Here is an 18,799-nt window from a genome sequence, read left to right as displayed (position 1 = left end):
GCCACGGCTAACCTCCCTGTTCCAGCGTATCGGATCGTGACTTGTCCGCCACACGGGGAATGCGGATGACGCGCGCCGTCTCGATCGCGTAGATGATGCCGGCCCACCAGTAGAGGAACGCCCCCCACATCGTGATGGCCCAGCCGATCGGCTCGCTCACCGCTTCGACGGCCGGGAACGCGAGTCCGAGCATGATGACGGGCAACCCGAAGAAGAGGGCGAACGTGGCGACCTTGCCGAGCTGGTGCACGGGCAGGGGTCCGTAGCCGTGGTTCGCGAGCACGATGCCGAGCACGAGGAGGAACACGTCGCGCGCGACGATGACCAGCACGATCCACCACGGGACGAGCTCGTTGGCCGCGAGTCCGACGAGCGCCGCGAAGATGTAGAGCCGGTCGGCCGCGGGGTCGAGGAGCTGCCCCAACCGCGTCACCTGGCCCAGCCGCCGGGCGAGGTGGCCGTCGAGCGCGTCGGTGAGGCTCGCGACGACGAGCACGATCAGTGCCGCGACGTAGTCGCCGACCACGATGAAGGCGAGGAACGCCGGGACGAGCGCGAGCCGGAGCATCGTGAGCACATTGGGGATCGTCCAGATCCTCGTGCTCACCGTCCCCGCATCGTCCCCGCCCACGGTGCGATCCTATCGACCCCTAGAATGCGGCCATGGGTCCCCTCCTCGTGTGTCTCGTGATCTGCGCGATCGTCATCGCCGCAACCTGGGTCGCGTCACTGCTGACCCGCGAGTACTCGTGGGTGGACCGCATCTGGTCCGTCGTGCCGGTCGTCTACGTCTGGGTGTTCGCGGTGGCGAGCGGATTCGACGCGCGGCTCGTGCTGATGGCCGCCCTGGTCACCGCATGGGGCATCCGGCTCACCTACAACTTCGCCCGGAAGGGCGGCTACCGCGCCGGCGGCGAGGACTACCGTTGGGCGGTCCTGCGCGAGCGGATGTCGCCGACGGCCTACCAGCTGTTCAACCTGTTCTTCATCTCGATCTACCAGAACGCGCTGATCCTGCTGTTCTGCCTCCCGGCGTTCACGGTGTTCGAGGCGGGCGGCTCGCCGCTCGGGATCTGGGACCTGGTGCTGACGGCGGTGTTCGTCGCGTTCCTCGTCGGCGAGAGCGTCGCCGACCAGCAGCAGTGGGTCTTCCACCGGTGGAAGGCGGCCGAGCGCGCCGCAGGGCGCACGCCGCGTCCGGGCTTCCTCACGACCGGACTGTTCCGGGTGTCGCGGCATCCCAACTTCTTCTTCGAGCAGGCCCAGTGGTGGGTGTTCTACGGCTTCGCCGTCGCCGCCACCGCGGTGTGGCTGCACTGGACGATCGCCGGGGCGGTGCTGCTCACGCTCCTCTTCATCGGCTCGACCGTGTTCACCGAATCCATCTCGCGGGTGAAGTACCCCGACTACGACGAGTACCGTGCGCGCACCTCGCCGATCGTGCCCTGGTTCCCCCGCTCGCGTGCGGCGGCTCGTGAGGAGCGCACCGCCTGACGCGGCGGCCGGTGCTGCGGCGGCTCGTGCTGCGGCCCCTTCAAAGCCGACTTCGCAGGCCGGGCCAGGACTCGGCGAATCGCGGATGCAGCGGAAGGGCGTCGACGTCGGCGACCGGCACCCACCGAAGGGCGATGCTCTCCGGGTCGCTGACGACGGGCGTGAAGCGCGACGACGCGTCGGCGACCACCGTCGTGTACGACCAGTACCCGAGGTCGAGCACGGTCGTGAACCGCACGTCGAGCGAATCGGCCGGCACTCCCGCCTCCTCCCCCGCCTCGCGAACGGCTGCGGCGACCGCCGTCTCGCCTTCGTGCCGTGCCCCGCCGGGCACGCCCCACGTGCCGCCGAAGTGACTCCACTCGGCACGGTGCTGCAGCAGCACCTCGAAGTCGGGGCTCACCACGAGGAGGCCGGCGGCACCGAAGCGCCCCCAGTACCGATCGCCGTCGGGACCCTCGACCCACGCATCGCCGCTCGCACCGCTCATCTCTCAAGCATGGCGCACGCCGGCGGTCAGGTTGCGGGAGGTGACGACGGCGAGGGCGGCGACCCGCCGAGGTCCGGGGCGTCCTCGACGATCTCCGACAGGCGGTCGAGGAAGCCGACGACCACCAGCCGTTCCGCCGCGGTGAGGGACGACGCGAGGCGCAGCATCCGCTCGTGCATCGGACCGAGCGCACGCCGAAGCCGTTCGTGCGCACCGGGCAGGGTGCCGAGGAGCAACGACCGCCGGTCGGTGGGATGCTCCTGGCGTTCGACGTAGCCGCCGGAGACGAGCCGGCCGACGAGCTTCACGGTCGCGGCGCTCGTGATGCCGAGCTCTCGAGCCAGGGCCGCGCTGGTGGCGAGCCGGCCCGACCGCTCCTGGCGGATGATCCAGCGCAGGGCGGCCAGGTCGGTGTCCCCCATGTCCATGTCCTCGCGGGTGCGCCGCCGCATGGCCGCCTCAGCGTCGCGATGTCGGCGGATGGCCTCGAGCACCTCGAGTGCCGACGGGTCCGAGCGGTCGTACCAGTACCCCTCATCACTCGAACTTTCGGTTGTTCCCAACGCCATAGCGCGATGATATCTTCGGATCACTAACTTGGTTAGCAAATTCGGCGGATCTGGAGGAAGCCATGTCGCAGACGATCGAAGCGATCGAGGACGAGGTCGTCCTCCTCGACGAGTCGGGCGCGCCCATCGGCCGTGCCCCCAAGAGCGCTGCGCACGGGCCTGACACGGCGCTGCACCTCGCCTTCTCGTGTCACGTGCTGAACGCGCTCGGCGAGGTGCTGGTGACGCGCCGCGCACTCAGCAAGCAGGCGTGGCCCGGCGTCTGGTCCAACTCCTTCTGCGGTCATCCGAAGCCGGCCGAATCGCTCACCGCCGCCGTGCGGCGGCGTGCGGAGTTCGAGCTCGGCATCGAGCTCACCGAGCTGGAGCTGGCGCTCCCGCTCTTCCGGTACCGCGCGATCGACGCCAACGGCACGGTCGAGAACGAGGTGTGCCCGGTCTACGTCGCATTCACCGACGACCAGCCCGACCCGAACCCCCGTGAGATCGCCGAGTACGCCTGGGTGTCGCCGCAGGAGCTCGGCCGCGCCGTCGAGGCCGCGCCCTGGGCGTTCAGCCCGTGGCTAGTGCTGCAGGCACGAGAACTGGAGCTCTTCCGTGACTGACGTCGTGCACTCGGCGATCGACGACGAGTTGCGCGCGGTCTTCGCCGATGCCCGTGCCCGCGCCGACGAGTTCGGCGCGGACTACGCGGCCCTCTGGGAATCCCTCGAACTGCAGAGCGCCGGCGGCAAGCGGATCCGGCCCCATCTCGTGAATGCGGCCTACGTGGGACTCGGCGGAGCCGACCGCGCGCTCGCCACTCGCGTGGGCGTGGCGTTCGAGGTGCTGCACACCGCGTTCCTCATCCACGACGACGTGATCGACCGGGACACCGTGCGCCGTGGCGCGCCGAACGTCGCATCCCGGTTCGCCGGCCGTGCCCTGGCGCGCGGCGCGGGAGACCGCGCGAGCGAGGTGCTCGGCGAGACGGCCGCCGTGCTCGCCGGCGATCTCGCGCTGAGCCTCGCCCACCGCGAGATCGCGATGCTCTCGATCGAGCCCGAGCGCCGTGGCCGGCTGCTCGACATCCTCGACCGTGCCGTCTTCGTCTCCGCGGCCGGCGAGCTCGCCGATGTCGTGCACGCGGGTTCCGTCGAGCCGCCGGAGGTCGCCCGCGTGCTGGCGACGCTCGAGCAGAAGACCGCCGTGTACTCGTTCGAGTGCCCGCTCACCGCCGGGGCGGTGCTCGCCGGAGCGGACGAGGCTGCGGTCGGCGCGCTCGCCCGGTACGGTCGCTTCGTGGGCGTCGCGTTCCAGATCACCGATGACATCCTCGGCGTGTTCGGCGATCCGGCCACGACCGGCAAGTCCACGACGTCCGACCTGCGCGAGGGCAAGCAGACCGCCCTCACCGCGCACGCGGCGACCACCGATGCCTGGCCGTCGATCTCGGGGCGGCTGGGCGACCCCGAGCTCGACGATTCCGGCGCCGACCTGCTCCGTGAGGCGCTGCTCGGCTGCGGCGCACTCGATGCCGCACGCCGGCTCGCCGACGAGTACGTGACCCTCGCCCGGTTCGAGCTCGACACGGCCGAGCTGCCCGAGCCGCTCCGCACCGAACTGGGCGAGCTCGCCGGACGAGCCGCGGAGCGTGCGCGATGACCGACGACCCGACCCTGCTCGGCCGCTACGACGACGCCGCCGAGGCGAGCGCCGCCGTGGTGATCAGCCGGTACTCGACCTCGTTCGGCGCGGCGGCGCGGCTGCTCGACGAGAGCTCGCGGCGACGCATCCGCTCGATCTATGCGCTCGTGCGGGTCGCCGACGAGGTGGTCGACGGCACGGCTCGCGAGGCCGGCCTCTCGGACGCCGAGCTGCTGACCGTGCTCGACGACCTCGAGGCGGAGACCGAGATCGCGGTGCGGCGAGGCTACTCGGCGAACCTCGTCGTGCACGCGTTCGCGAAGACCGCACGCGAAGCCGGGATCGACGAACGCCTCACGCGCCCCTTCTTCGCCTCGATGCGCCGCGACCTCGACCCAGCGCCGTTCACGGCCGACGAGATCGCGCCCTACATCCACGGGTCGGCAGAGGTGGTGGGACTCATGTGCCTCGCGGTGTTCCTCGTCGAGGACCCGGTGGACGCGGCGGAGCGGGCGGTCCTGGAGGAGGGTGCGGTGCACCTCGGCGCCGCCTTCCAGAAGATCAACTTCCTTCGCGACCTGGCGGTCGACTGGCATGAGCTCGGCCGCAACTACTTCCCGTGGCTCGACCCCGACGCCTTCACGGAGGCCGACAAGGCGAGGATCCTCGACGACATCGACGACGACCTCGACATCGCGGGACGCACGATCCGCCGCCTCCCCCGACGGGCCAGGGCCGCGGTCGCGGCCGCGCACGGACTCTTCTCGCACCTCACGGCACGCTGCCGGCGAACTCCCGCGGAGCGGCTCATCGCCACCCGCATCCGGGTTCCCGACGGCGAGAAGCTCGCCATCGCGCTGCGGTCGGCACTCACGGCGGGCGGGATCGGGCGATGACCGCCTCGTCGGAGCGCATCGTCGTGATCGGCGGCGGCATCGCCGGGCTGGCCTCCGCCGCGCTGCTCGCCCGGGACGGACACCGTGTCACCCTCCTCGAGGCGCGCGGAGAACTGGGCGGGCGTGCCGGCACCTGGGAGCGGCGCGGCTTCCGATTCGACACCGGTCCGTCGTGGTACCTCATGCCCGAGGTCTTCGACCACTTCTTCCGGCTCTTCGGCACGAGCGCCGCCGAGCAGCTCGACCTCACGCCGCTCGACCCCGGCTACCGGGTCTACGGCGACGGCTACGACGCCCCCCTCGACCTGCGCGCCTCCCGCGCCGAGAACGTGGCGCTCTTCGAGTCGGTCGAGCCGGGCGCGGGGGCCGCGCTCGAGCGATACCTCGACTCCGCGGCGTCGACGTACGACATCGCGCGCCGCCGCTTCCTCTACACGAACTTCGACGACATCCGGGCCTTCGCTGCACCCGAGGTGCTCGGGGGCGCGATTCGCCTGGGCCGGCTCCTCGCGACGCCGCTCGACCGCTTCGCGGCCCGTTCGGTGCACGACCGGCGCCTGCAGCAGGTGCTCGGCTATCCGGCGGTCTTCCTCGGCGCCTCGCCGTCCTCGGCGCCCGCGATGTACCACCTCATGAGCCACATGGACCTCGAGCAGGGGGTGCTGTACCCGCAGGGCGGGTTCGGCACCGTGATCGCGCGCATCGCCGCGATCGCCGAGGCGGCCGGGGTCGAGATCGTGACCGGCGCCGAGGTGCAGGCCATCGAGCTCACCGACGACTCCACGCCGTCGGTGACCGGCGTTCGCGTGACGGATGCCGCGGGCCACTCCCGGCGCGTACCGGCGCACCGCGTCGTCTCCGCCGCCGACCTGCACCACACCGAGACCGAGCTGCTGCCGCGCCGGGCGCAGACCTACCCGGAGACCTGGTGGGACCGGCGCACCTCGGGCCCCGGCGCGGTGCTCGCGATGCTCGGCGTGCGGGGCGCCCTGCCCGGGCTCCTGCACCACACGCTCTTCTTCACCGAGGACTGGGAGGAGAACTTCGACCAGATCTTCGGCGACGATCCCCGTATCCCCGACCCCGCGTCGTTCTACGTGTGCAAGCCCAGCGAGACCGACCCGACGGTCGCCCCGCCGGGCGACTCCAATCTGTTCGTGCTCATCCCCGTGCCCGCCGACGTGTCGATCGGCCGCGGCGGCGAGGACGGCACGGGCGACCGGCTCGTCGAGCAGGCCGTCGACCGTGCGGTCGCACGCATGGCCGTCGCGGCCGGCGCCCCCGACCTCGAACGACGCATCGTCGTGCGCCGCACCGTCGGTCCCGCCGACTTCGCCGACGACCTCCACTCCTGGAGCGGCGGCGCCCTCGGCCCGGCGCACACGCTGCGGCAGAGCGCCTTCCTGCGAGGCACCAACCGGTCGCGCCGGGTGCGGGGACTGCTCTACGCGGGCGGTTCGAGCGTGCCGGGCGTCGGCCTGCCGATGTGCCTCATCAGTGCGGAGAACGTGCTGAAGCGGGTGCGCGGAGACCGGACCAGCGGCCCGCTTCCCGAACACGCGGTGGACGCGCCAGCCCCGGCGACGGCCGAGGCGCCGTTGGAGCGACACCCGCAATGACGCCGTTCGCCTACCTCGCGGGCCTGCTGCTCTCGCTCGCCGCCATGGCGCTCGTCGATGCACGGTGGCGCCTCGCCTTCTGGCGTTCACCCGGCGCGTCGGCGCTCGCGGTGGGTACGGGCACCGTGCTGCTGCTCATCTGGGACCTGACCGGCATCGGCTTCGGGGTGTTCTTCCGCGGCGACTCGCCATGGGCGACCGGCGCCGTGCTGGCGCCCGAGCTGCCGATCGAGGAGCCCGTGTTCCTGCTCTTCCTCTGCTACCTCTCCTTGGTGTGCGTGCTCGGCGTCGAACGGATGCTGCGCCACGGCGGACGCCGGCGCGCGCGTTCGGGCGGGTCGGCCACGGCGGCACCGCCGACGGGCGATGCCGCGAGCACGCCCGGCGGGGGGCATCCGTGACCTACGCGCTCATCTGCCTGCCGTTCCTCGCCGTCGCCCTCGTCGTGGCTCTCGTCGCGACGCGCACGCTGCCGCCCGGCGAGCGACGCCGACGGTGGGCGTCGACCGGGATCGCGGCGGCCGTGCTGCTCGCGCTCACCGCGGTCTTCGATTCGGTCATGATCGCCGCGGGACTCTTCGGCTACGCCGACGGCACGCGCCTGGGACCCGTCGTCGGGCTCGCGCCGATCGAGGACTTCGCCTACCCGATCGCCACGGTGCTCCTCGTGCCCGCCGTGTGGACGCTCGCGCGGCGGCGGGGCGCGAAGGCGGCGCATGATGAAGACTGAGACGGTGCAGCCGGGAATCCTCCACACCGTCGCCCAGGTGCTGCTCTCGTCGCGGCCGATCAGCTGGATCAACACGGCCTTCCCGTTCGCCGCCGCCTACCTGCTGACGGCCGGCACGGTCGATGCCCTCTTCGTCGTCGGCACCCTGTTCTTCCTCATCCCGTACAACCTGGTGATGTACGGCGTCAACGATGTCTTCGACTACGAGTCGGACCTGCGGAATCCGCGCAAGGGCGGGAGCGAGGGGGCGCTCCTCGAACCGCGCCTGCACCGGCTGGTGGTGTGGGCGGGCGTCATCACGGCGACCCCGTTGCTGGTGGCGATGGTCTGGCTCGGCGGCACGGGGCATCCGTGGTCGTGGGCGGTGCTCGCGGTGAGCCTGTTCGCCGTGCTCGCCTACTCGGTGCCGGGGCTGCGGTTCAAGGAACGTCCGGTGCTCGACTCGATCACGTCGAGCACCCACTTCGTGAGCCCCGCCGTCTACGGGCTCGCGGTGGCCGGAGCGGTGGCGACTCCGCAGCTGGTCGCGCTGCTCGCCGCGTTCTTCTGCTGGGGCATGGCCAGCCACGCGTTCGGCGCGGTGCAGGACGTCGTGCCCGACCGCGAGGCCGGCATCGCGTCGATCGCGACCGCCTTCGGCGCCCGCGCCACCGTGCGCATCGCGCTGGGGCTGTGGCTTGTGGCCGGACTGCTGATGCTCGCGACCGAGTGGCCGGGGCCGCTGGCCGCGCTCCTCGTGCTGCCATACCTCGCCGCGGCATGGCCGTACCGGTCGGTGAGCGATGCGGAATCGGGACTCGCGAACCGCGGCTGGCGGTGGTTCATCGCCATGAACTACGGGGTCGGGTTCCTCGTGACGATGCTCCTCATCTGGTGGGCGCTCATCCGGTCGTAGGCTGGACGCATGCCCGACGGACCCGTGCGCATCGACGCCTGGCTGTGGGCCGTGCGCCAGTTCAAGACGCGCTCGGCGGCCACGGCGGCCTGCCGTGCCGGACATGTGCGCGTGAACGGCGAGCGCGCCAAGGCCGCCCAGTCGGTGCGCCCGGGCGACGAGGTGCGCGTGCGGGTCGACGGCTTCGATCGACGGCTGGTCGTGCGCCAGACGCTCGTGAAGCGCGTCTCGGCGACGGTCGCCGCCACGGCCGTCGAGGACCTCACGCCGCCGCCTCCCCCGCGCGAGACGGTGGCGATCGTGCCGGTGCGCGACCGCGGCGCCGGGCGTCCGACGAAGCGCGAGCGACGCGACCTCGAGCGGCTGCGCGGCCGGTGAGCCGCCGTGGCGACCTCCCGGGCGTAGCCTGAAACGGTGCAGAAGGAACTCACCCACGAACCGGATGCCCGTCGCTACGTGCTGAGGCTCGGAGGCGACATCGCCAGCGTGCTCGACTACCGGGTGCTCGGCGACGCCGTCGCCTTCACGCGCACCTTCACGAACCCGCGGTACCGCGGGAGCGGCCTGGCCGGCGAGCTCGTCGAGTTCGCCGTCGACGACGTCGAGGCGACCTCCGATCGCCGCATCGTGCCGAGCTGCTGGTACGTCGGCGAGTGGTTCGACCGGCATCCCGACCGGGCCGCGATGCTCGACCCCCGAACGGCCTGACCATGGTCGACGGGTACTCCGCCGAGCAGGTGCGCGCTGCCGAGGCCCCGCACCTCGCCGCGGGTGAGCCGCTCATGCTGCGGGCCGCGGCGGCGCTGGCGGGAGTGATCCGTCGCGAGGCGGGACGGTCGGATGCCGCGGGCGGGCCGGTGGTGCTCCTCGTCGGGTCGGGCGACAACGGCGGCGACGCACTGTTCGCCGGTGCGGAGCTCGCGGGCGACGGCATGGCGGTGACCGCGATCCCGGCTTCGGAGCGGATCCACGCGGACGGCGCCGTGGCGGCTCGAACCGCGGGCGTGCGGTTCCAGGGCCGCGACGACGCGGCCGCGGTCGACCGGGCGCTCCGTTCCGCGGCGCTCATCGTCGACGGACTGCTCGGCACGGGGACGAGCGCTGCGCCGGCCCTCCGGGGCACCGCCCGCGACCTGGTGGCCGCTGCGATGCCGATCGTCGAGGAGCGCGGCATCCCGGTCGTCGCGGTCGACCTGCCGAGCGGCATCCATCCCGATGACGGGTCGGTGCCCGATCCGACGGTGCTGCGCGCCGAGGTCACGGTCACCTTCGGCGCGGTGAAGGCGGGGCTGCTCCTCGAGCCGGGCGCCAGCCGGGCCGGACGCATCGAGCTCGTCGACCTGGGGCTCGGGCCCGAGCTCGCGGCGATGACCCCGCTCGTCACGACCGACCGGTCGTAGTCGCGTCGGCGTCGGCGCGGGCGCCGTCGCGTCCGCGCTCAGGTGCCGTCGTCGATCTCCTCGTCGGTGATCACGCCGGTCTCCTCGCTGTCGACCACGACATGTCGGCTGCCGAGCTGCGTCGCGAGCGAGCGCCCGGCGTCGATCGCCTCATCGCGGCTGCGGAAGCTCTGGGAGAGCTCCTCGCCGCCCACCACGCGGTTGACCCACTGGCCGCGCTTGGACATCGTGATCACGTCGCCGTCGTCCATGCGAATTCCCCGTTCCGCGGTGCGCGGTGGCATCCGCCCCACCAGTCAAGCGCAGGGCGCGGGGAATGGGAACCCGGGAGATCAGTACCAGTTCATCGACTGCGAGTGCGACCAGGCGCTGCAGGGGCTGCCGTACGAGCCCTTGATGTAGCCGAGGCCCCACTTGATCTGCGTGGCCGCGTTGGTCTCCCAGTCGGCGCCGGCGCTGGCCATCTTGCTGCCGGGCAGCGACTGCGGGATGCCGGTGGCGCCGCTACCCGCGTTGAACGCGGTGTACGACCAGCCCGACTCCTTCTGCCAGAGCTTGTCGAGGCACTGGAACTGGTCGGCGCCCCAGCCGTACTGGGACGCTGCGAAGTCGGCGGCGAAGGCGCGCGCACCGTCGGGGGTGTTCGCGGCAGCGAGCGCTGCGGCCGCGGCGGCGGCGGCCTCGGCCTGCGCCTGGTCGAAGGCGGCGGCGGCGGCCGCCGTCTTCTCCGCCTCCGCGCGCGTCACCTTGGTGAGGTCGACGACCTCGTCGACCGGGATGCTGCGGTAGCCGCTGAGCGAGGCGACGGATGCCGCGAGACCCGACGCGTCGACCTTGCCGTTCGCCGCGGCGAGGGTCGCGTTCGCGGCGGTGATGGTGTCCTCGGCGTTGTCGAGGGCCTTGGCCGCGGCGATGCCGCGATACACGCCGAGCTGCTCGTGGCGCAGGCCGCTGGTGGCGTTCAGCGCCATGGTGGCGTCGACGCGGGCCTGGGTGGCGACGGCGTTCTGCACGGTGAAGCCGGTGCCGACGAGGACACCGGTCGCGATGACGGCGCCGGCCACGATGAGGCGGCGGCGGCCGAGGCGTCGGCGGCGCAGCCCACGGCGGGAGCCGGGGTTCGCGGTGTCGGTCGTGGGGGTGGAGGAGTGGGCACGGGTGATGGCAGTGATGATTCGCATAGGTTCAGGGGCGGCTCGGACAGGTGGTCGGGGTGCGCCTCCGAGCCGGGGCACAAGTCAGACACTCTGCCGGGCGAATCTGGACAGATCCTCAGTTTGTCCTGTGCAAGTTATGACTGCGGACGGCCGCGCCCCCGGGATACTGGGAGGATGCCGACTCCCTCCAGTGCCTTCCCGCAGCCGTCGGCGAGTGACCGGTGCCCGTGCCTCAGCGGGTCGCCGTTCGGCGAGTGCTGCGACCGGTTCCTCACCGGGGGTGCGCACGCGCCGACGGCCGAGCAGCTCATGCGGTCGAGGTACACGGGCTACGCAGTGGGGGCACGCGACTACCTGCTCGAGACGTGGCATCCGTCGACGCGACCCACCGAGCTCGCGCTCGACCCGGCCGTGCGGTGGTATCGGCTCGACATCGAGCGACGGGAGCGCGGTGGCCCGCTCGACCGTGACGGCGTCGTCGAGTTCCGCGCGTACTGGCGGAATCACGCCGACCGCACCAACCGCGGCGTGCAGCACGAGACGAGCCGCTTCCTCCGCGAACGGGGCCGGTGGCGCTACGTCGACGCGATCGACTAGCTCGGCGTCGCGTCCCGCTCCTCGTCGGTGGCGAAGCCGTCGAGCACGGCGCGCTCGCCCGACTCGAGGAGTTCCTGGAAGAGCGTGACCTGCACGCCGGCCGGCGCATCGAGCCGGGAGTTCAGTGACTGCCACGGCGTGACGACCGGTTCGGCGATGACACGCGCGCCGACGCCCTCCAGACGACGGGTCATCCCCGCCGCGTCCTCGACCTCGAAGGCGAGGCGGATGTGCGGGCTCTCCGCGCCGCCCGCCTCGATGCGGTCGATCGCGCGCTTGTGCGCCGGGTTCGCGATCTCGAGGGTCGCACGCCCGGCGTCGAGGATGACGACGCGCTCGTCGCCGCCCTCCGCGAACGCGAGGTACTCGGGCAGGCCGAGGGTGTCGCGGTAGAACGCGACCGCGGCGTCGTAGTCGGTCGCCTCGACGACGACGCGGAGTTGGAGGACCGGGCGTGCTGGAGCATCCGTCATGGCCGCATCCTCGCAGGATGGCACCGATCGCGCGACCCGAGACGGTGATCAGCTGCTCGGGACGACCGGGTACGGATGCTCCGTCAGCACGCGTGCGAGATGCACCGCGTTCGCCACGAGCGTGGCGTTCGCCTGGAGCACGGCGGGCGGCGTCTCGCCCAGATCCTTATAGTCGGTCGTCTCCATGGCGGCGCCGTTCCAGTAGGTGCCCCCTTGCGCCGGCACCGTGAACCCGACGTCGTTCAGCGCCTGGTGGAGGTCGGCCGTGATCTTGTGGGCCCCGTCCTCGTTGCCGAGCACCGCGGTCGCCGCAACGTGGCCGAACAGGATCGGCCGGCCCTCGTCGTCGAACGCGGAGAGCTCGGCGTCGAGCCGCTCGAGCACCCGCTGGGCGACGCTCGACATGTGGCCGAGCCAGGTGGGCGTGATGATGACGAGGATGTCGGCGTCCAGGATGCGCGCGCGAAGCGCGGGCCAGGCGTCGCCCTCGCCCATGTCGGCCTCGACGCCCGGAGCGACATCGAGGTCGACGACCCGCACGATGTCGCCGTCGGCCCCCCGACCCGCGAAGCCCCCGAGGAGCTGCTCGGCCATGAGCTGGCAACTGGATTCCTCGGGGGCGTGCTTCAGCGTGCAGTTGAGGAGGAGGACGGTCTGGTCGGTGATGCGCATGTGCTGCCCTTCGTGTCGTCCCTTCCGTTCCTATCGGCGAACCTGCGGGCGCGGTAGCGGCTTGACACGATCCCGCCACGGGTTGGGGTGCGGCTCGGGCGGGGTGCGGGGCGGCTCAGCCGGCGGTACGGTGCACCGGCCAGCAGCGCGTCGTGACCCCGATCATGTTCCAGGCGTTGATCGCGACGATGAGCGAGAGCAGGGCGGCGAGCTGCTCCTCGCCGAGCACGGCCCGAGCATGGTCGACGACGGCGTCGGGCACATGCGTCTCCGAGAGCCGCGTGACGGATTCGGTCAGTTCGAGGGCCGACCGCTCGGCGGCGGTGAACAGGCCGGAGTCGCGCCAGATCGCGACGGCGTGAAGCTTCTGGTCGGTGACGCCCGCCGCGCGGCCGTCGTTCGCGTGCTGGTCGACGCAGTAGGCGCAGCCGTTGAGTTGCGATGCTCGCAGTCGCACGAGCTCGCGGAGCGCCGGATCCACCCCGGCGCGGTCGAGCTCACCCGTGGCGGCGTGGTCGAGCGAGGCGACGGCCCGCGAGAAGCGGGGCACGAGCTGGTCGAAGTCGAGGCGGACGGGGATGTCGACGAGCGAATCCGTGAAGGTCATGGCTCAACGCTACGAAAGAACGGCCCACTGCTACAGTCCAATTCCATGGACCGAACATGGGCCATTCCGGGCCTCGACCTGCACCTCGAGCTCGGCGCGGGCGGGAGGGCGGCAGCGCTCGAGCACGGGCTCCGATCGGCGATCACCGAGGGCCGTCTCGCCGCGGGCACCAGGCTCCCCGCGTCCCGCACGCTCGCCGCCGACCTCGGCATCGCGCGCAACAGCATCGCCGACGTCTACGCGCAGCTCACCGCCGAGGGGTGGCTCGAGGCCCGCGTCGGCGCAGGCACGTGGGTCAGCCGACGTGCCGCCGAGCCGACGACCCAGGCCACGGATGCCGCGACGGCGCCGCGCCCCGGCCTCGACCTCCGAGGCGGCATCCCTGACGCCTCGTCGTTCCCCCGTCGCGCATGGGCCGCCGCTGCGAGGTACGCCGTGCTGAACGCGCCGGCGGCCGGGCTGGGCTACGCGCCGGATCGCGGCACCGTGGCACTGCGTGCGTCGCTCGCGGAGTACCTCGGCCGCGTGCGCGGCGTGGCCGCGACCGCCGATCGCACGATCGTGACCCGAGGATTCGGGGAGCTCCTGAGCCTGACGTGCCGCGCGCTCGCGTCCGAGGGCGCGCGACGCATCGCCGTCGAGGAGGTCGGCCACGAGGCGCACCGCGAGATCGTCCGCGCGGCGGGGCTCGCACCCGTGCCGGTGCGGGTCGACACGGGCGGCGCCGTGATCGAGGAACTGGGCGACGTGGACGCGGTGCTCCTCACCGCCGCGCACCAGTTCCCCGTCGGTGTTCCGCTCAGCCCGTCCCGGCGGCGCGCGGTGGTGGAGTGGGCCGAGCGCACCGGCGGGCTCGTGATCGAGGACGACTACGACGGCGAGTTCCGCTACGACCGACGTGCGGTCGGCGCGCTCCAGGCGCTCGCGCCGCGCCACGTGCTCTACGCGGGCACCGCGTCGAAGAGCCTCGCTCCCGCCGTTGGCCTCGCGTGGGCGGTGGTGCCCGAGCGGCTGCTCGCACCGATCTCGGCGCAACGGCGGCTCACAGGCGCCACCTCCGATGTGTTGAACCAGCGGACCCTCGAGCGGTTCATCGCCGCGCACGACTACGACCGCAACGTCCGACGGCTCCGCGCCGAGTATCGGGCACGACGGCTCGCCCTCGAGGCCCGGGTCGCGGATGACCTGCCCGGATGCCGCATCACGGGCCTCGCGGCCGGGCTGCACTGCCTCCTCGAACTGCCGCCCGCGACGAGCGAGATGCAGGTCACCGAGGCAGCCGAACGCCTGGGACTCCGCTTCGACGGGCTGGCCTCCTTCCGCCTCGCAGGCAGCGAGTGGCGGCATCCGCCGGCCATGGTGGTCGGCTACGGCGCTCCCCCGTCGCATCGCTTCGACGAGGCGATCGACGTCGCGATCAGGGCCATACGCTCGGTCGACACCGGCTGACCGGTGCCGCTCAGGCGTCCTCGATGCTGCCCTCGTCGAGCGGCAGGCCGTCGAGGGCCGCGTAGGCACGCTCCACCGCGCCGCCGAGTCCGTCGACCGGCACCGGCCACTCGGCGTGGGCCGCCAACGCCTCCGCCGTCGACCGCCCCGCGTCGTGCGACTCCCGGAAGCGGCGGGCGACCTCGGCGAGCTCTGCGGCCTGCCGGGCCACGAAGGCGCGATCGACCACCTGCCCGTGTCCGGGCACCACGACGTCTCCCGCCCGCATGCCGGCGACGAGCCCTTCGAGCACCCCGGGCCAGTCGAGCGGGTAGCTGCCCGACCCGTACATCGGCGGACCCGACTCCTCGACGAGGTCGCCCACGATCCACGTACCCACGTCGGGGACGAACAGCACCAGGTCGGTGTCGGTGTGCGCCGGCGGCTGGGGTCGCAGCTCGACGATGCGGCCGCCGAGGTCGAGGCGCGTCATCCGTTCGACCGGTTGCGTCGGCGGGACGAGGCGCACGTCGTGCCACCGCCGTCCGGGCTCGCGGGTGTGATCAGCCCGCCACGCGGCGAGGCGCGGGCCCTCGTAGCGCTCGAAGTGCGCCGCGATGCCCGCATGGCCGTGGATCGCGGCATCCGTCGCCGAACCGGGGCCGAAGGCCTGGTTGCCGAACGTGTGGTCGAAATGCGCGTGCGTGTTCACCACCCACCGCACCGGCGCGGGGAACCGCGTCGCGATCTCGGCGAGCAGGTCGGAGGCCTCGATGGGGTCGGCCCCCGTGTCGACGACGAGGAGCCCGTCGCCGCCCTCGATGACGACGACGGAGAGATCGAACGGGCCGCCGCGATGCTGGTGCACGCCGGTGGCGACGATGGTCCAGGTGCCCATCGTCCGAGCCTAGCGATCCGCCCTCGACGCGACACCAGCGGAGCTTGGCCGGGCATGGCCGGGGCATGGCCGGGTCAGAGGGAATCCAGAGGTTGCGCCCGTAGCGTGGCTCGGGTGACCCCGCTCGACGGCATCCAGAACACTCCCCGCGACGACGCGCCGCACATGCTCACGGCTCGCGCCCAGCGCACCCTGGAGTCCATCGACGGTCGCACGCTCGACGAGATGCGCGCCCTGCGCGACGACACCGAGCGCTTCATGCTGCGCTACAAGTTCGGCATGGACGAGGTCATCACGAAGCTCTCGATCCTGCGCGAGGAATTCAGCCAGACGCACGACTACAACCCCATCGAGCACATCTCGAGCCGGCTGAAGAGCCTCGACAGCGTCATCGCGAAGATGCAGCGCAAGGGCATCGAGCCGACGTTCGACTCGATCCGCGAGACCATCACCGACATCGCGGGCGTGCGGGTGACGTGCAGCTTCGTCACCGACGCCTACCGGCTCGCCGAGCTGCTCACGGCGCAGCGCGACATCCGGGTGCTCAAGGTGAAGGACTACATCGCCGAGCCCAAGGAGAACGGCTACCAGAGCCTGCACCTCATCGTCGAGGTGCCCGTGTTCCTCTCGTCGGGCGCCCACCCGGTCGCCGTCGAGGTGCAGATCCGCACCATCGCGATGGACTTCTGGGCGAGCCTCGAGCACAAGATCTACTACAAGTACGACCGGCAGGTGCCGCAGGAGCTGCTCGACGGGCTCACGGATGCCGCGCACACAGCGGCCGAGCTCGACGCGCGCATGGAGCGACTGCACCGCGAGGTGCATGGCGCGCCGTCGTACGAGCGCGGGCGCGTCGCCATCTGACGGGCCGGTCAGCCGAGCTCGGCGAACGCCGCCCTGCCCGCGTCGGTGACACGCAACGACCGGTTGCCCGGCACGCGCGCGAGCCATCCCTCGGCGAGCACGGCGTCGAGGAGGTGCGCCCCGAGTCGCCCGGCGATGTGCGGCCGCCGCTCGGTCCAGTCGAGGCATCCGCGCACGGCCGGACGACGACCGGCGGATGCCGCGACCTCGGCCGCTCTTAGGCGTGCGGCGAGCGTGCCCGGCACCGCGGCGTCGGCGATGAGGCGTCCGGCGCTGCCCGGCTCGAGCCGCTCGATCACGCCCTCCGCGACCAGGGCGTCGGCGAGCTGGAGGGCGACCCGTCCGGCGAGGTGGTCGTAGCAGGAGCGCGCCTCGGCGAGCCGCTCGGCGGTCGCCGACTGGCGGTAGGACGTGACCGCCTGACGCGGGGCGATGCGCTGCAGCGCCTCGACGGCGTCGGCCACGTCAGGCCCCGCGAGCGCGAAGTAGCGGTGCCGGCCCAGCCGGCGATCGGTCACCAGACCGCCCTCGACGAGCTGCGCCAGGTGCGCGCTCGCGGTCGGCGGTCGTACGCCCGCGATCGCGGCCAGCTCGCTCGCGGGCAGCGACCGCCCGTCGAGGAGCGCGACGAGCATCGCCGCGCGCGCGGGCTCGCCCATGAGCCGGGCGGGCGTGGCGAGGTCGGCGTCTCCCTGCATGCCACCACGATACGACCGGCACACTTCGCCGCGCGACGAACGGTTGCCGACCTACCGTTGCAGGATGGATGACGTCCTCGATCGGGGCGACGTGGCGCGAATCCTCCACGACCCCCGGTTCACCGTGCCCGAGGCGGATGCCGCGGTGCCCGGTCCGTTCGGCAGGTTCCGCTCGCGTGCCTCCCGCTTCGTGAACGGCGACGTGCACGACCGACGCCGGCGCGCGATCGAGCAGACGCTGGCGCGGCTCGATCCGGTCGAGCTCGCCGCCGACGCGGCATCCCGGACCCGCGCGATCGTGCGTGAGGCCGGAGGGGCGGTCGGCATCGAGGTCGTCGCGACCGTCGCCCGCACCGTACCCGTCGCCTGCCTCGCCGCTCAGCTGGGCTTCGACCGCCCCGACGATCTGGCCGCACTCGTCGCCGAGGTCGCGCCGGCCTACACGAGCGGCGTGGGCACGGCCGACGCCGACGCGAGCGTCGCGGGCCTCGTCGCCGCCGCGCCGAGACCGGCCCGAGCCGTGACGGGCGCCGGCGGCGACGTCGACGACGAGACCCGTGAGCTCGGCGTCCAGGTGCTGGTGCAGGCGCATGCCGCCACGGCCGGCCTCATCGCGGGGGCGATGCGGGGTGCGCAGGCGGCGCCGACGACCACCTCGACCGCCGACCTGCTCGCCACCGCGCTGCGCGACGACCCGCCGGTGCGATCCACGCGCCGCGTGGCACCTGACGGCACGGTGATGACGCTGCACCTCGACGGCCCCGACTCCGACGCCGGCCCGGGACATCCGCCGCGCTCGCTCGCCTTCGGAGCCGGCCCACGCTCCTGCCCGGCGCCCGCGCTCGCGCTCGCCATCGCCGGCGCCGTCGTCGAAGAGCTCCGCGCATGCTGACGCCCGAGGGCTTCCGCGCGCTGCACCGGCGCGGCGATCCGTTCGTGCTCCCGAACGCGTGGGACCTCGCGTCGGCGCGATGGCTGACGGCGCAGGGGTTCCCCGTCGTCGGCACCACGAGTCTCGGCGTCGCCGTCGCCGCAGGGCTCCCCGACGGCGCCGGCCGGACCGCCGACGAGACCGTGGCGCTCGCGGCACGCCTCACCGCCGCGTCGATCGCCGTGACCGTCGACGTCGAGGCCGGGTTCTCCGACGACCCCGCGGCGGTCGCGGCCTACGTGGCGCGACTCGCCGAGCTCGGCGTGCTCGGAGTGAACCTCGAGGACTCCGACGTCGCGGGGCGCCTCGTCGATCCGGCCCTGGCCGCCGCGAAGATCGCCGCGATCTCGGCGGCGGCGCCGGCGATGTTCATCAACGCGCGGACGGATCCCTTCTGGATCCACGGCGACGCCGTCCCCGAAGCGCGCCATGAGGAGGCGGTGCGTCGTGGGCGTCGGTACCTCGCGGCCGGGGCGACGGGCGTGTTCGTGCCCGGAGCGCTGACCACCGAGCGCATCGCGGCCCTCGCCGACGAGATCCCCGCACCGCTCAACGTCCTCGTGCAGGCGAGTGTGCCGCTGGCCGAGCTCGCCCGGGCCGGTGTGGCACGGGTGAGCACGGGATCGCTGCTCCTCAGGGTCGCGCTCGGCGCCATCGAGGCGGCCGCCGGTGCGGTGCGCGACGGGGCGTTCACGCCTCCGCCGGGCACGCCGACGTACGACCGGGTCGCCTCGATGTCGTGAGGGCGGCGCCGC

Annotated in this window: 26 protein-coding genes; 16 read left to right on the top strand and 10 right to left on the bottom strand. The window is 72.6% G+C overall.

What is annotated here, in order from left to right; genetic code table 11:
* Positions 1–7: 7 nt before the first annotated feature.
* Positions 8–631, bottom strand: a complete 624-nt coding sequence (locus tag J2X63_RS13560; RefSeq protein WP_309978124.1) for a CDP-alcohol phosphatidyltransferase family protein — start codon at positions 629–631, stop codon at positions 8–10.
* A 32-nt stretch (positions 632–663) separates the two neighbouring features.
* Between J2X63_RS13560 and J2X63_RS13555 the strand changes: the two genes are divergently transcribed.
* Positions 664–1,494 carry a DUF1295 domain-containing protein gene (locus J2X63_RS13555; protein ID WP_309978122.1) on the top strand — a complete coding sequence of 277 codons (831 nt, stop codon included), beginning with the start codon at positions 664–666 and terminating at the stop codon, positions 1,492–1,494.
* A gap of 40 nt (positions 1,495–1,534) precedes the next feature.
* Here the strand turns inward: J2X63_RS13555 and J2X63_RS13550 are convergent, their stop codons facing one another.
* Together J2X63_RS13550 and J2X63_RS13545 are read right to left on the bottom strand one after the other, a co-directional pair.
* Positions 1,535–1,984, bottom strand: coding sequence for an NUDIX hydrolase (locus J2X63_RS13550; RefSeq protein WP_309978120.1), 450 nt, complete (start codon positions 1,982–1,984; stop codon positions 1,535–1,537).
* A 26-nt stretch (positions 1,985–2,010) separates the two neighbouring features.
* The gene (locus J2X63_RS13545) at positions 2,011–2,553 is read right to left on the bottom strand and encodes a MarR family transcriptional regulator (RefSeq protein WP_309978118.1); all 543 of its coding nucleotides are present in this window, start codon (positions 2,551–2,553) and stop codon (positions 2,011–2,013) included.
* A 62-nt stretch (positions 2,554–2,615) separates the two neighbouring features.
* On the opposite strand from J2X63_RS13545, the gene idi reads away from it, so the two are divergent.
* Genes idi through J2X63_RS13495 form a run of 10 tightly spaced genes read left to right on the top strand, consistent with a single transcriptional unit; the run spans position 2,616 to position 9,719 of the window.
* On the top strand, positions 2,616–3,158 hold the full coding sequence (idi, locus tag J2X63_RS13540) for an isopentenyl-diphosphate Delta-isomerase (protein ID WP_203230799.1): 543 nt from the start codon (positions 2,616–2,618) through the stop codon (positions 3,156–3,158).
* Positions 3,151–4,197, top strand: a complete 1,047-nt coding sequence (locus J2X63_RS13535) for a polyprenyl synthetase family protein (protein WP_309978115.1) — start codon at positions 3,151–3,153, stop codon at positions 4,195–4,197. Before idi ends, J2X63_RS13535 begins: the two co-directional genes overlap by 8 nt.
* Positions 4,194–5,075 carry a squalene/phytoene synthase family protein gene (locus tag J2X63_RS13530; protein ID WP_309978112.1) on the top strand — a complete coding sequence of 294 codons (882 nt, stop codon included), beginning with the start codon at positions 4,194–4,196 and terminating at the stop codon, positions 5,073–5,075. Before J2X63_RS13535 ends, J2X63_RS13530 begins: the two co-directional genes overlap by 4 nt.
* Complete coding sequence (gene crtI / locus J2X63_RS13525) at positions 5,072–6,694, top strand: phytoene desaturase family protein (protein ID WP_309978110.1); 1,623 nt, start codon at positions 5,072–5,074, stop codon at positions 6,692–6,694. Before J2X63_RS13530 ends, crtI begins: the two co-directional genes overlap by 4 nt.
* The gene (locus tag J2X63_RS13520) at positions 6,691–7,095 is read left to right on the top strand and encodes a lycopene cyclase domain-containing protein (RefSeq protein WP_309978108.1); all 405 of its coding nucleotides are present in this window, start codon (positions 6,691–6,693) and stop codon (positions 7,093–7,095) included. Before crtI ends, J2X63_RS13520 begins: the two co-directional genes overlap by 4 nt.
* Positions 7,092–7,424 (top strand): lycopene cyclase domain-containing protein, encoded by a 333-nt coding sequence (locus tag J2X63_RS13515; RefSeq protein ID WP_309978106.1) that lies wholly within the window; start codon positions 7,092–7,094, stop codon positions 7,422–7,424. Before J2X63_RS13520 ends, J2X63_RS13515 begins: the two co-directional genes overlap by 4 nt.
* Complete coding sequence (locus tag J2X63_RS13510; RefSeq protein WP_309978104.1) at positions 7,414–8,319, top strand: prenyltransferase; 906 nt, start codon at positions 7,414–7,416, stop codon at positions 8,317–8,319. Before J2X63_RS13515 ends, J2X63_RS13510 begins: the two co-directional genes overlap by 11 nt.
* A 9-nt stretch (positions 8,320–8,328) precedes the next feature.
* A complete protein-coding gene (locus J2X63_RS13505; protein WP_309978102.1) occupies positions 8,329–8,697 on the top strand; it encodes an RNA-binding S4 domain-containing protein in 369 nt (122 codons plus the stop codon).
* A 36-nt stretch (positions 8,698–8,733) separates the two neighbouring features.
* On the top strand, positions 8,734–9,027 hold the full coding sequence (locus tag J2X63_RS13500; protein ID WP_309978100.1) for a GNAT family N-acetyltransferase: 294 nt from the start codon (positions 8,734–8,736) through the stop codon (positions 9,025–9,027).
* Between the two features lie 2 nt (positions 9,028–9,029).
* Positions 9,030–9,719: an NAD(P)H-hydrate epimerase gene (locus J2X63_RS13495; protein WP_309978098.1), complete on the top strand. Its 690-nt coding sequence runs from the start codon at positions 9,030–9,032 to the stop codon at positions 9,717–9,719.
* 38 nt (positions 9,720–9,757) lie between these two features.
* Here the strand turns inward: J2X63_RS13495 and J2X63_RS13490 are convergent, their stop codons facing one another.
* Positions 9,758–9,970 (bottom strand): DUF2188 domain-containing protein, encoded by a 213-nt coding sequence (locus J2X63_RS13490; protein ID WP_309978095.1) that lies wholly within the window; start codon positions 9,968–9,970, stop codon positions 9,758–9,760.
* 81 nt (positions 9,971–10,051) lie between these two features.
* Complete coding sequence (locus tag J2X63_RS13485) at positions 10,052–10,900, bottom strand: hypothetical protein (protein ID WP_309978093.1); 849 nt, start codon at positions 10,898–10,900, stop codon at positions 10,052–10,054.
* 150 nt (positions 10,901–11,050) lie between these two features.
* On the opposite strand from J2X63_RS13485, the gene J2X63_RS13480 reads away from it, so the two are divergent.
* Positions 11,051–11,473 (top strand): YchJ family metal-binding protein, encoded by a 423-nt coding sequence (locus tag J2X63_RS13480; RefSeq protein ID WP_309978091.1) that lies wholly within the window; start codon positions 11,051–11,053, stop codon positions 11,471–11,473.
* Here the strand turns inward: J2X63_RS13480 and J2X63_RS13475 are convergent.
* The 3 genes from J2X63_RS13475 to J2X63_RS13465 form a co-directional block, all read right to left on the bottom strand.
* Positions 11,470–11,946, bottom strand: a complete 477-nt coding sequence (locus J2X63_RS13475; RefSeq protein ID WP_309978088.1) for a VOC family protein — start codon at positions 11,944–11,946, stop codon at positions 11,470–11,472. The genes J2X63_RS13480 and J2X63_RS13475 overlap by 4 nt on opposite strands.
* Before the next feature lie 48 nt (positions 11,947–11,994).
* Positions 11,995–12,618 carry an NAD(P)H-dependent oxidoreductase gene (locus J2X63_RS13470; protein WP_309978085.1) on the bottom strand — a complete coding sequence of 208 codons (624 nt, stop codon included), beginning with the start codon at positions 12,616–12,618 and terminating at the stop codon, positions 11,995–11,997.
* A gap of 115 nt (positions 12,619–12,733) precedes the next feature.
* A complete protein-coding gene (locus J2X63_RS13465) occupies positions 12,734–13,225 on the bottom strand; it encodes a carboxymuconolactone decarboxylase family protein (RefSeq protein WP_309978084.1) in 492 nt (163 codons plus the stop codon).
* Between the two features lie 45 nt (positions 13,226–13,270).
* On the opposite strand from J2X63_RS13465, the gene J2X63_RS13460 reads away from it, so the two are divergent.
* Positions 13,271–14,674, top strand: a complete 1,404-nt coding sequence (locus J2X63_RS13460) for a PLP-dependent aminotransferase family protein (protein ID WP_309978081.1) — start codon at positions 13,271–13,273, stop codon at positions 14,672–14,674.
* A 10-nt stretch (positions 14,675–14,684) separates the two neighbouring features.
* Here the strand turns inward: J2X63_RS13460 and J2X63_RS13455 are convergent, their stop codons facing one another.
* Positions 14,685–15,551, bottom strand: coding sequence for an MBL fold metallo-hydrolase (locus J2X63_RS13455; protein ID WP_309978080.1), 867 nt, complete (start codon positions 15,549–15,551; stop codon positions 14,685–14,687).
* Positions 15,552–15,716: 165 nt separating this feature from the next.
* Between J2X63_RS13455 and J2X63_RS13450 the strand changes: the two genes are divergently transcribed.
* Positions 15,717–16,415: a GTP pyrophosphokinase family protein gene (locus J2X63_RS13450; protein ID WP_159606791.1), complete on the top strand. Its 699-nt coding sequence runs from the start codon at positions 15,717–15,719 to the stop codon at positions 16,413–16,415.
* Between the two features lie 8 nt (positions 16,416–16,423).
* Here the strand turns inward: J2X63_RS13450 and J2X63_RS13445 are convergent, their stop codons facing one another.
* Entirely contained in the window at positions 16,424–17,113 is a 690-nt protein-coding gene (locus J2X63_RS13445) for a helix-turn-helix domain-containing protein (protein ID WP_309978078.1), read from the bottom strand.
* A 64-nt stretch (positions 17,114–17,177) separates the two neighbouring features.
* Here J2X63_RS13445 and J2X63_RS13440 point away from each other — a divergent pair, with 64 nt between their 5' ends.
* Together J2X63_RS13440 and J2X63_RS13435 are read left to right on the top strand one after the other, a co-directional pair.
* Positions 17,178–18,005, top strand: a complete 828-nt coding sequence (locus tag J2X63_RS13440; protein ID WP_309978076.1) for a hypothetical protein — start codon at positions 17,178–17,180, stop codon at positions 18,003–18,005.
* On the top strand, positions 17,999–18,787 hold the full coding sequence (locus tag J2X63_RS13435) for an isocitrate lyase/phosphoenolpyruvate mutase family protein (protein ID WP_309978074.1): 789 nt from the start codon (positions 17,999–18,001) through the stop codon (positions 18,785–18,787). Before J2X63_RS13440 ends, J2X63_RS13435 begins: the two co-directional genes overlap by 7 nt.
* Positions 18,788–18,799: the final 12 nt, after the last annotated feature.

The sequence above is a fragment of the Agromyces sp. 3263 genome (genome assembly GCF_031456545.1).
In the GTDB taxonomy this organism is placed as follows: Bacteria; Actinomycetota; Actinomycetes; order Actinomycetales; family Microbacteriaceae; genus Agromyces.
The sequence above is the reverse complement of the archived record's forward strand: the minus strand, read 5'-3'. Positions and strand labels throughout refer to the sequence as shown.